This window comes from Acinetobacter sp. ATCC 27244, from assembly GCF_000156555.1.
GTDB lineage: Bacteria > Pseudomonadota > Gammaproteobacteria > Pseudomonadales > Moraxellaceae > Acinetobacter > Acinetobacter haemolyticus.
On record NZ_GG665962.1, the window covers coordinates 166,934 to 179,489 of the forward strand.

General features: G+C 40.4%; 6 protein-coding genes. 4 read left to right on the plus strand and 2 right to left on the minus strand.

The annotated features are described in order from the left end of the window. Positions 1–113: 113 nt before the first annotated feature. The gene (locus HMPREF0023_RS12815; RefSeq protein ID WP_004637719.1) at positions 114–614 is read right to left on the minus strand and encodes a hypothetical protein; all 501 of its coding nucleotides are present in this window, start codon (positions 612–614) and stop codon (positions 114–116) included. A 205-nt stretch (positions 615–819) separates the two neighbouring features. On the opposite strand from HMPREF0023_RS12815, the gene HMPREF0023_RS12820 reads away from it, so the two are divergent. From HMPREF0023_RS12820 to recD, 3 genes are all read left to right on the plus strand, one after another. After that, positions 820–4,470 (plus strand): exodeoxyribonuclease V subunit gamma, encoded by a 3,651-nt coding sequence (locus tag HMPREF0023_RS12820; protein WP_008942296.1) that lies wholly within the window; start codon positions 820–822, stop codon positions 4,468–4,470. A gap of 3 nt (positions 4,471–4,473) precedes the next feature. Next, complete coding sequence (locus HMPREF0023_RS12825) at positions 4,474–8,187, plus strand: UvrD-helicase domain-containing protein (RefSeq protein WP_005088041.1); 3,714 nt, start codon at positions 4,474–4,476, stop codon at positions 8,185–8,187. A 99-nt stretch (positions 8,188–8,286) separates the two neighbouring features. Then, positions 8,287–10,032 carry an exodeoxyribonuclease V subunit alpha gene (recD, locus tag HMPREF0023_RS12830; RefSeq protein ID WP_373868175.1) on the plus strand — a complete coding sequence of 582 codons (1,746 nt, stop codon included), beginning with the start codon at positions 8,287–8,289 and terminating at the stop codon, positions 10,030–10,032. Positions 10,033–10,733: 701 nt separating this feature from the next. On the opposite strand, the gene HMPREF0023_RS12835 is transcribed toward recD, so the two are convergent. After that, complete coding sequence (locus HMPREF0023_RS12835; RefSeq protein WP_005088044.1) at positions 10,734–12,032, minus strand: EstA family serine hydrolase; 1,299 nt, start codon at positions 12,030–12,032, stop codon at positions 10,734–10,736. A 237-nt stretch (positions 12,033–12,269) separates the two neighbouring features. Between HMPREF0023_RS12835 and rpsO the strand changes: the two genes are divergently transcribed. Then, entirely contained in the window at positions 12,270–12,539 is a 270-nt protein-coding gene (gene rpsO / locus HMPREF0023_RS12840; RefSeq protein WP_004637724.1) for a 30S ribosomal protein S15, read from the plus strand. Positions 12,540–12,556 lie beyond the last annotated feature (17 nt).

Genomic DNA, 12,556 nt, shown 5'->3' on the forward strand with positions numbered 1-12,556 from the left:
AAATTAAGTGAATATTAACGTTTCTGTAGTTTTTGTGTATGTGATTGCCGTCCTTTGAATCTATTGTTTCAAAGGACGGCCTTGATGAATATTTTTATTAGGTCGATGCAAAGTTAGTTCGGTGCAAGACTTTTCTGTTGGATTCTTTTCGCAAGGTTATAACAGTCTTGGATGTGTAATTCGGTAATTTTTTTCATCATAAAATAACCTAAACTTGCAGCAACGATTTGCCCGCCTAAAGGAATAAATTTGGTGACTTGCTTGGTTGCGATTTTTGCAAAAAAGCCGTTAAAGGATTTTTTCATAGCAGTACGCGCGACCAATAAGCCTGAAAACTCAAATCCACGCTTACGAAGTTCATTCCAATGAATTTTTTTAGTTTCAGGGTCATATACACTGATGTGTTCGGGTGCAAGACCAAAACGGGCATTAATCTCTGGAATAATGTGAGTGAGCATACTGAGATCGACCACCACATCAAAGAAAGGAATCGGAACAATCGCTGCTCCTGCTGAGTAATAAGCAGTTTTTTTGGTACGTTCTAAGCATTCTTGGCGAATTTGTTCCAAATTTAAATTTGGGTCAATAAAGTCAGGCGCTTTTTCAATTTTCATAAAGTAATACCTAAGTTTGTCCCTTGAATATTGGATTTTGAAGTGTATATATAACGAGTAAGCAATCCATTATTCAATCGTATTTAAAATAAATTTATATTTCATGTTGCCTAACGTGACATAGTTCTACAAGCTTGTATAGTGATGATTGTGTACGAATTTGTGCATAAATAGGGTGTTTTTGATCAATGGGGTTCAGTTAAGCATGGGTATTCATGTTATTCAAAGTCAAAGCCTTGAGGTGTTATTAAAAGGCGTGATGACAGCAATCACCCAACCAAGTCACTCTCCATTGCAAGTATTTCATACGCAGCATTTTATTGTGCCAAGTCCTGCTCAAGAACAGTGGCTGACCCAGAAGATTGCTGAACAGCAGGGAATGACGGCAAACTATCAGTTTCATCATCGTATTCGCGGATTTCAATGGTTTGCCTATCAACAGGTCCTTGATAATAAGGAAAAAGTACGTAAAGCCAATATTCCACGTCTGATTTTAAAATGGCGTATTCATCAAGCTTTGCAACCCTTTATTCAGGCTGAACAGATCACTCTTGAGCCTGAACATCCTCTCTATTCGATTGTGCAACGAATTTATGATAGTGCGGACCAGTTGCAACAACGCACTGAAAAGCAACTCAAAAAACAAAGCATGTTGTATTGGGTCGCTGAGCAAGTTTCGCATTTATTTAATAACTATATGATCTACAGGGGACATTGCCAAAGAGGCTGTGGTGATGCTTGTACGTGCTCGACCAATTGGCTTTCGACTTGGGGGCAAAATAAAGCACTCGATATCGAAAATTTGATCTCAAAAACGGATCAGCAGATCTCAGCATTTAGCTTACAACAAACGCAACAATTAGAAGCATGGCAGCGTTGGCTATGGCAAAACCATTTTCATGATGACTTTGTAGAAATGCAAAGCATTGATGCTGATTTTTGGCAAATTTTAGATAATGAACAGACTCGTGTACAAGCATTAGCACAATTACCGACACAAGTGATTGTGTTTACTTTATTGGATTTACCGCCGAGTCAATTACAGTTTTTACGCCGTTTGGGACAATATCTAGACGTGTTGATTTTGCACTATAACCCCTCTCAGGAATATTGGGCAGATAGTGTCGATCCGTTGTGGAAGCAGCGTTATGACTTGGGGGTGAAAGAACGTTTTATTGGCAAAAATCCAAAAGCCACTGACGCTGAAATCTCAGCATTTTTTGACAGTTTTAGTTTAGGTTTTAATGCGTTAAATCGTGAATCGCGACATCCGCTTTTGACGCATTTGGGTAAACAAGCACGAGATCATTTCTCCTTGTTGTCACAACTGGCTACAGGAGAAGAAGGGAGGTGGGTCGATGCTTTTATTGATCATTTTCCTGAAACCTTACTCGGAAGAATTCAGTCTGATATTTTTTATTTAGCCGAGCCTAAAGCCGAACAATATGAATTGGCTGCTGAAGATCATTCGGTTCAAATTCATGTGTGTCACTCCAGTTTAAGGCAGCTGGAAGTCCTCAAAGAGCAATTAATTCACTGGTTATCACAAACAGATGCAGTACCACGCCGTCCGAGTGATGTCTTGATTTTAACGCCAAATTTGGCGGAATTAGAACCTCTGATTCGCAGTGTATTTTCTGCGGTTCCAAATGAACACGATGTATTTTTACCCGTCAAAATTGCAGGCGTGGCGCAACTGGATGCTTTAAATGCTTGGCGTGCAGTAGTGGGCCGGTTGCAGCTGACGCAAGGTCGTTTTACACAAGATGATTTTGCCGATTGGCTCAATCTTGCTGCGACCCAACAACGCTATGGTTTGGATTACACACAAACCCAGCGGGTTTTAGATTTACTCAATGATGCAGGCTTTAAACGTGGTTTAGATGAAGCACATCTCAAACAAACACTTAGTGCTGAGGATAGGGATTACCGCTATAGCTTTAAGTTTGCTCTAGATCGTTTGGCATTAGGTATTGCTGTACCTGCACATGTGATGGTGCAGCAAACCTTGAGTTATGCGTTGGTGCAGCCCAGTGATTTTGAATTGATTGGTATTCTGATTCAGATTTATCAGGATCTGTCTGCGCGCCGAGATTGGTTGGTGGTGCATGAACAGGGACAGCGTTTACCTGTAGAAATATGGTTAAAACGACTTAAAGAAGATATACAAGAATTTGAGCAAGCTGACATTGTGGCATTAAAAACCGTTCGTGAGATTATTCAAAAACAAGAACGTATGCTGACTTTGGCAAGCTATTACGATGATGCTGAAACACAGCTTCGCCAAATATCTTTACCGTTGCCTTATATCCTCGAGGAAATCCAACGCACTTTAGAGAGTCAATCTGCGCAAGTGGAACCCACAGGACAAATCACGTTTAGCCAAATTGGACAGATCCGCCCGATTCCTTATCGCTTAATTGTGTTGTTAAATTTAGATACAGGTAAATTTCCAAATCGCGATAGCCATATTCCATTTGATTTGATGGATGCACTACGCCAACAACTGGGTGATCGTTCTCGTTTAGAAGATGATCAAGGGGCTTTTCTGGATGCGGTGCTATTGGCGCAAGAGCAATTATGGTTGTTCTATAATGGCTTTGATATTAATGACGGTGAGGTCCGAGAACCTTCAAGTATTTTGCAAGGTTTCCGTGATCACTTGGCATTGGTTGTGAAAGCCCCTCTCTCTAAATCTCTCCCAGAGGAAGAGACTTCCTTTAATTCTTTTGGGGAAGACTATGAGAAACTCCAGATTCCACCACAGCTCTACCCACTTTATCATCTGCATCGCTTGCAACCTTTTGATCCACTCGGTTTTTTAGCAGAGCAAAGTTATACGCGTTTTCAAGATCATTGGTTTAAAGTGGCATCACAAATTCAGCAAGTCAAAGGTGAGCGCCAAGCTTGGGTCAATAGTACTTATCCAATTGAGCTGAATGAAATGGTGGTCTTGGACAGCCAGCAATGGATTCAAGATATCACCTTTCCAGCAAGACTATATCTAAAAACATTAGGGGTAGAGAATCTAAGTGTCACTGACTTGGTTGATCAAAACGAGCCTTTGCTATTAGATGGTTTAGGTAAATATGCAATTCGCCATTTTTTACAGCAACAGGATAATCAAGCGACGCCAGCAGTTTTGCAAGATCAGTTGCCTGTAGGGAAAGTGCAGCAAAGTGCTTGGCAACAAAGTTGTCTAGAGCAACAGCGTTTGTTGGAGCGATTGCAGCAATATGCAGTTGCACCGACTGAAACAACGCAGCGAGTTTGGCGTGTTTCTAAACAACTGCAAATGAGTTGTGTGACTCCGAAACAAATGACGCAAGACTGGGTCAGTTTAGATGCATCGAGTGCTCGTGCTAAACGCTTTGCCAAAGTGTGGTTGGAATATTTACTGTGGTTGGCGATATTGAATCATGATTCAGCAGCCTCGAAGCGCCGTATCGTAGTGTTTAGCGATCAGACTGTGATTTGCGAAGGTTTAAGTGCTCAGCAAGCGCAGCAGTATTTACAAGCATGGTTACAACTTTGGCAAACTGGGCAACAACAACCAGTGGTGTTGCCAGCAGCTTTACTGCTTAAGCCGCTGGAAAAAGGCAAACACTATGATTGGGTTGAACAGGATAGCCAGCAGGTTTTAGTCGAAGACAGCCAAAAGCAAGTCTTGAAAGATTGGAATGATACCGGTGATTTTTCAGGTTTTGATATGACACAAAATGAAGCCTGTAAACTGCATCGAGATTGGCAATTTATTCTACAAGAACAAGATGCGAGCGCATTATTGCAATACGCTTGTGATCATTATAGTTATGCGCTGTATCAACCCATTTTTGAATTTTTACGCGTGGAGTAAGGCATGAGTTCAAAATTTCCTGTGTCTTATCAACCCATCTGTGATATTCAATTTGAAGGTTTGCATCTAATTGAAGCATCGGCTGGAACGGGTAAAACGTATACTTTGTCGAGTTTGATGGTTCGCATTTTCTTAGAAAAATATTTGCCTAATCAAGTGATTGCGACGACCTTTACCCGCGCTGCTGCCGCGGAGTTAAAGAGCCGTATCCGTGCTCGATTGATTGAAGTACAACAATATTTAGAACCAATGCGAACGGTGTTGGAAAGTGATATTTACATACGTGCAGCGCAAGAATCTGATCCATTGAAGCAGCATTTACTTAAAACTTTTGCTCCACGTATTGCCTATGCCTGTGAACGTTTAAAACTAGTGATCGACCAGTTAGATGAGCTATTCGTGGGAACACTGGATAGCTTTAGCCAAAAGTTATTGCGTGAGTTTGCCTTTGAAAGTGGCAAGATCGAACGTGCTCAAATCACTGAAGATGCGAAAGCTTATACACGTCAATTGATCCATGATGTATTACGAGAATGGATTCAATCACAACCCCAACACGTCATTGATGCGCTTTATAGTGTGGGTGCGCTTAAAAGTGTGGATCATTTTTTCGGGATGGTTGAGAGCGCTTTAAATTTTAGCTCTGCACAATTTAAATTACCTGACATGCCTGTAATTGAGCTTGCTCAATTACAACAGTGGCAACAACAAGCACAGCAAATAGACCTCAGTGCTTTGGCTGAATATTTTAATTTAGATGGTGCATATTATTCTCATATTAATGGTACTTCTTTTCGTAACAACGCCTTCAATAAGCTCTTTTGTGAGTCTTTACCTCAACTCTTAAAAGCTTTGTTAGAAACTGAAAATGTGCAGGTTTTTGATGCTTATTTTGCTGGGGCGCGTGATGCTGCTTTTAAATTCCTAGACAAGCTCGATGGTCAGAAGATTTTTAAAAAATGTCCTGCTGAAGTGGCGGACGGTTTTTATCAGCACCCTACGATTCTACACATTCAAAAACTTTGCCATTCTTTAAAAGAAACACAACAACAATTTGAACAACTTCAGGTGTATCTAAAAGCGTATTTATGTATTGAAGTCAAAAAACGTTTACCACAAGTCTTGCAGCAAAAAGGTGAAACCACTTTTGCCCAACAAATCAAAACCTTGTCAGACGCATTAAAAGGTGATCAAGGTCAACGTTTTGCGGTATTTGTACATGCACGTTATCCCTTGATTTTGGTGGATGAGTTTCAAGATACCAACCAAGATCAAGATGATATGTTAGCGACCATTTGGCGACATCCACAACGTTACCAAAAAGGCTGCATGATCATGGTGGGCGACCGTAAGCAGGCAATTTATGGTTTCCGTGGTGGTGATATGCTGACCTTTTTAAATGCTTATCAAGACATTATGTCGAAGTCTGGGCGTGAATATAAGCTGATTCATAACCATCGCTCAGTCAAAGAGTTGGTTGAAGTTGTGGATGTGTTATTTCAACGGCAAATGGATTTTGGTGAACAGGTACTTTATGACCCAATTCAAGCGGGTTCACGTCCGCATCCAGCATTGATTGAAAATGGGCAACTCAACCCTGCGCCATTACGTTGGTTACAACTACAAGATGGCAATGAACAAGCAACCCAAGTGGCTTGGAAAATTCAAAGTTTACTCAATCAAGCCCATTTGCAACAGTTATATCTAGATGGAGAAAATCACCAAGTTATCAGTGAAGATGACATTGCGGTACTTTCACGTAGCCATCGTCAGCTAGATGAAGTTCAATATGCTTTAGAGCGATTAGGCATTCGTGTCAATCGACCATCAAAACGCAGCGTATTTGATTCAAAGATTGCACAAGATGTAGGGGCATTACTCACCGCATTGTTGCATCCTTATGATGAAGCGAAGTTGAAGCGTGCTTTACTCAGCCGTTTATTTGGTTTTGATCTGTCACAACTAGTCGCACTTGAGCAAAGTGCAGAAGGGCTGAGTCATTATATTCAGCAGTTCGATGACATCCGTGAAATGTGGCTTAATCAGGGATTCTTGGTGGCATGGCAACGTTGTTTAAATCAATTTGAAATTTGGCAGCAATTGGTCGCAACGCAAAGTAAAGATAATGAACGTGCAGTGGTCAACTTACGTCATCTCACTGATATTTTGAGTCAGCACAGTGAGCATGTACAAGGTATCCACAACCTCTATCATTGGTATTTAAAACAACTCCATTCTCCAAGTGACCGAGAATGGGAGTTGGAACACAAGCTATCCAGTGAAGCGGGTGTGCAGTTGATGACCATTCATCAATCCAAAGGTCTAGAATTTAAAATTGTATTTTTACTTGGGGCGAATAAAGCATTTTCTGAAATGCAGAAGACCTTAAATTTCTCCACCACTGAAATTCAAGTGCCTGAGACAGGACAGACTCGAACCCAACGTGTAGTGGCAATCGCAGATAAAAACTTTTTGCAACAAACTGAACTCGATCAGCATCAGCAACGTGCACAGGCTGAGCAAAATCGATTATGGTATGTGGCATTAACGCGTGCAAGTCACCGTGTTTATGCGATATTTGAACCTGAAAAAGGCGATAAAAATAAATTATCAGGTTTGGCATTTTGGAAAAACCACGGAGATATTTTTCAGCATCCATATAGTGTTGAAGATCATTTGTTGTTGGAACGCCCAGCTTCTTTACGGACACAAGAAACTCAGCCAGAGCGATTATTAGCCGCAGAGCCTTTACCTACACAACGTTTTTACGCGCGTGGAAAAACCAGTTTTAGTTACTTGGCGCAGCATCTTAAACATAAAGCCAATCGCCTTGATCGTTTAGCAAATGCGGATCAACAGTTTGATCAGGCTGAAGATGAAATCAATCTCTTAACTGTTGAAAGTGTTGCGGTATCACAACCGATTGCTTGGATCAAATACTATTTTCCAAAAGGAACATTGGCTGGAAATTTCCTGCATGAGATTTTTGAGCAGATTGACTTTCAGCATCCTGAAACATGGATCGAGGAAATTCGCCGCCGTTTTAAAAATACTTATCAAGGTTTATGGGTCGCATTATTAGAACAATATCAGCAACATTTTCCTGAGCAAGAGAATGCTGAACAGCAGTTATATCAGTGGATTGCGTTGTGGTTAGCAGATGTACTGCAAACACCACTCAACCAAGGTTTTCAATTACAACAATTAGTGGTAGGACAGTATTTATCAGAGTGTCCGTTTTACTTAGCGTTATCTGATCGTGTGTTAGCGATGCAGCGCGTACAACAGTTATTTGAAGAATATGACATTCAAATGCCTGAGTTTATTGATGCGAAATCAGCACGTTATTTGAATGGTTCGATTGACTTAGTTTTCTTTGATGGACAGCGATATCATATTGCTGATTATAAGAGTAATTATTTGGGTGAGAATCAAGCAGATTATCAATCTACACAAATTGCTGAAAGCATGTCTTTATCCAGTTATTGGCTTCAAGCCGCTTTATATTTGGTGGCATTGCACCGTTATTTAAGCGTGAAATTACAAAATTATCGTATCGAGCAGCACTTGGGTGGTGCGTCTTATTTATATTTGCGTGGTATGAATGGACAAGCAGATCAAGGCTATTTTTATTGGAAACCTGAGGATGAGTTTGTCTTGCGTTTAGACGCAATATTGGGATATTTCTCTGAGGATAAACAAGGAAAAGGTGTGTAGATAAAATGGCTAAATTTAAATTAAACAAAATCTTATCTTGTGGATAAGCTTGTTTATAACCTTGTGGACAAGCGTGTGGGTAAGTTTGAGGATAACTCTGTGGACAAGCTAATCAGTGATCAGTCAGAACAAATGACTTGGATAAATATGTGGAGTCGTTATCTCACACAAGCTCCATTTTCTCAATCTGCTCAAGCAGATAGCGCTGCACATGTGTTACAACAACTGATTGAAGCCAGTTTAAATGGCGATAGTTGTATTCAAGTTGATTTAGTTCAACTGGAAGCCTTGGGTGATTTAGCAATTCCAAGCGAAAAAGCAGCCACTCAAGTTGCCCCATGTGTCTACGATCAGCAGGGCTTGGCATTATACCGATATTGGCAGTTAGAACAACGCCTCGCACAGCAGATTTGCCGATTAAAGCGACAAATGACACCAGTAATCGATATTTCTGAATATGAATCATTGCTTGAAGATGAGTTTCAACAAGCTGCTCTGAAAATGGTATTGCAACAATGGGTCAGTATCATCACGGGTGGACCAGGTACAGGTAAGACTTATACCTTGGCACGTATCATTGCGGCACTCAACCAAATGATTCCTGATATCCGAATTGCTATGGCTGCACCTACAGGAAAAGCCGCGCAGCGAATGCAAGAAGCACTACAAAATTCATTTAACGATCCAAAATTAATTGCTTCTGGTTTAGTCACAGATGAGTTACGCAATCAAAGCACGCAGACCTTGCATCGTTTATTGGGAATGGGGAATCGACAAATCCCTCGCTTTAACGTGAAGCAGCCCTTACCTTATGATGTGATTGTTGTCGATGAAGCGTCGATGTTGGACTTAAATCTCGCCACTGCATTGTTTGAAGCTGTACCTGATTCTTGTCGAATCATATTGTTGGGGGATGCTAATCAGTTGGCGTCCGTCGATGTTGGGTCTGTTTTAGCCGACTTACAACAAGTCGAGGGTTTGGCAGAGAATCGTGTTCAACTGCAAAATAGTCGCCGCTTTTCAGATAAAGCAAAAATTGGTCAATTGGCGCGCTTTATTCAAGCACAACAAGCTTCATCTGAATCGGTCTTAACTCAGCTTGAGCATGAGATTGTAAAGCCTGCTCCTTTGCAAGAAATGAGCTTGAGTAAAGAAATGCCTGATGCGATTCAGTTGGAATATCTACCTGAGCAATTGGATATAGAGATTGAACAATATCAGCAGAAATTAATGTATGGATTCAATGATTATGCTGAAATATTAAAATCTTATTTACATGCAGATCAACCAGAACAATACATTCAAGACGTGATACGTGTGTTTGATGATTATCGAATTTTGGCGGCAGTGAAACACGGCGCATTAGGTATTGAACAACTCAATCGCTATGCTGAGCGATGGTTGAATCAACAGCTTAAACAAATCGCTGTTGCAGAATGGTATGTCGGTCGTCCTGTAATGATGACTTATAATGATTATCAGCTCGGGATCTCAAATGGTGATATCGGGATTTGTTTTAAACATCGGACTCAAGCACAGCAATTTGAAGTATTTTTCCCTAGTTTAAATAAATGGATTGCAGCGCATCGTTTGCCACGTAATATGCAAACAGCTTTTGCATTGACTATTCACAAGTCTCAAGGCTCTGAGTTTACACATACCGCAATTGTGTTAGATGCAAATGCGAAAAAACTGCTTAGTCAGGAACTGATTTATACAGCAGTTACACGTGCTAAAAAAGTGGTCACGTTGCTGGCAGATCCAAATGCGCTGTTACAAGCCCTTACAGTACGCACAGTTCGTCGCAGTGGTTTAGTACAAAAGATCAATTTTCAAGGATTGTAAACTTATTCTTCAAAATTCACATTTTTGTAAGAAAAAGCTTACAAGGATTCGAGATATTGTCGCTAGAGCAATTTGCTGGTTTTTGAGATTATGAACACACAAAGAACCTAGCATGGAAAGTTAGGTAAATCGCAAAAAGAATAATAATAATGTCGTGATGACAGCGGGCTTACAGTGAAGTAAGTGATAAAAGAGGAAATTTACAGCCGCTAAGCCTTGTAGTTTTGGGAGAGACTACAGGGCTTTTTTATTTTTATCATTTCTTGAAGCAATTATCTAACAAAATATCGTTCATCAAATTCCATAAAGAGAACCGATAATATTGTGTACAGTTTTTGCATAAAAAATATTTTTACGAGATTGCAATGCTTTAAAACAACAATTTAAGTAGCTAACCATTGTTAGACAGTTTTTTTTAATTATTAAGTTAATTGTTATACAGAATCGTACGTTTTTGCTTACACGCAGATAAGAAAAATGCTATTTTTCTCCACAATTGATTGTGACAGAATAGTCGGTATAAAGAGAAGAGATTTTTTAATTAAATAACAAAAACGATGTGTAAATTGCATGCAGAGGGTAAAAGGGCAAGCGAATACAAAAAAGATAAATCATAAAAAGAAATTAAAATAAGAATAATAAAAACTTCAGCGCAAAAGCCCGAGTGTAACTTGGGCTTTTTTGTATGCTTGAATTATTGATTACACCAAATCATTTTCCGTACGATCAGTTGCAAACAATGAGCGACGTTGTTCCTTTGGAATCTTTGGACAGTTGGTTGAGATTTGATAGAGCGTTTTGGCTAAGGCGGGTAAATGTGTTCCTACTACAGATTTTCCTGTCGTGAGTAATGACACACTGATGTCACGCTCAGGATCAGCCCAACATAAAATGTTAGAAAAACCAATATGACCGAATGCTTGTCCCGTCATTGGGCCAAACAAGCCGATCGGGTTACTGCCTAACATTGGTCCAAGTGCATAACGCATCGGCGCGAGTAAACTGCGATCAATGCTGATTCCTGATGTCGGTAGTGTCGAACGGAAAACGGTCTTGGCACTCATAATTTGCTTACCTTGATACTCTCCACCACTCAGTAACATTTCAAAAAAGCGTCCTGCTTGCTCTGCACTGGTGTAAATATTTCCAGCAGGGCAAATGGTATCCATGAAACGGTTATCATTGGTAATATCGACTGCCATCTGTAGTCCAGCGCCGAGTACGTGTTCCAAATAGCGATCTGTGCCTAAACTTGGATGAATCCCTGTTGCATAGTTCATTGCGACATCAGCACGATATTCTGGTTTCAAACCATAGTTGAAATAGTCCAATCCCATCGGTTTTTCGATCTGTTCAGCTAAAAATTCACGTACAGTTTGCCCTGTCACACGATGAACAATCTCCCCCAAAATATAACCAGCGGTAACCGCATGATAGGCAAGGTGAGTACCCGAAGGCGAAACGGGTTTAGCTGCATATAGGCGTTTTAAAATTTCTTCTTGATCAAACAATAGTTCTGGTGTGACTTCGCCTTCAACGCGAGGAATACCTCCGCGGTGGGAGAGTAAATGAAATAGTGTCGCGCGGCGTTTGCCATTCACTCCATATTCAGGAATATAGTAACTAATCGGGTCAAGTAAATTGAGATCACCACGCTCATCTAACATATGAATCAGCATGGCAGTGACCATTTTTGAAGCTGAAAATAGACAGATTGGGGTATCAGGTGTACCAATTTTAGCATCGGCAGCCAAACCATCAGGCGAATTTCCCTGTGCATGGCCTATGCTACGATTAATTAAGATTTCCCCTTTGCGACGTAAACACAACGTAATCAGTGGATAGTTGCCTGTTCTATATAAAGATTCGACACTGGTCCAAATTTTGTCAACTTGAGCATGACTCATTCCACCAAGTTCTGCTGAAACTTCATCCTTTGAGCGAATGACTTGGCTGAGATCATGAGGAACATAACAGGTGTTAGCGGATAAAAGTTTCACGATTCCCTCGCATTTTTTCGTTTTCTTTCGTATCTGTCATAAACTGAAAACAGATTCAGGCTAGTGTGCATCTTTTAATCTGAGTTGTCAGCTGCCGAATTGCCCGCCAAGTTAAAACATTTTTGCAATATAACGACAGATCACTTAAAATAGGCGACTTGCTGTAGTGATGCACGGCAGTCAGTTCTCGTAACTGATCAATATCGTTTATTTTATTAAGCATCTCGGAGAAATCGAATGGCTTTAACTAACGCAGATCGCGCAGAGATCATTGCTAAATTTGCTCGTGCTGAAAATGACACTGGTTCACCAGAAGTACAAGTTGCTTTATTGACTGCACAAATCAATGATTTGCAAGGTCACTTTAAAGAGCACAAACATGACCACCACAGCCGTCGTGGTTTGATTCGTATGGTTAACCAACGTCGTAAATTACTTGACTACTTAAATGGTAAAGATCACGGTCGTTATGTTGCTTTGATCGGCGCATTAGGTTTACGTCGTTAATTCGATTTGGCTTTGTT

What these genes read in the sequence shown, in the direction of transcription:
- HMPREF0023_RS12815 (WP_004637719.1), bottom strand. Translation starts at nt 614, where the DNA reads ATGAAAATTGAAAAAGCGCCTGACTTTATTGACCCAAATTTAAATTTG.
- HMPREF0023_RS12820 (WP_008942296.1), top strand. Translation starts at nt 820, where the DNA reads ATGGGTATTCATGTTATTCAAAGTCAAAGCCTTGAGGTGTTATTAAAA.
- HMPREF0023_RS12825 (WP_005088041.1), top strand. Translation starts at nt 4,474, where the DNA reads ATGAGTTCAAAATTTCCTGTGTCTTATCAACCCATCTGTGATATTCAA.
- rpsO (WP_004637724.1), top strand. Translation starts at nt 12,270, where the DNA reads ATGGCTTTAACTAACGCAGATCGCGCAGAGATCATTGCTAAATTTGCT.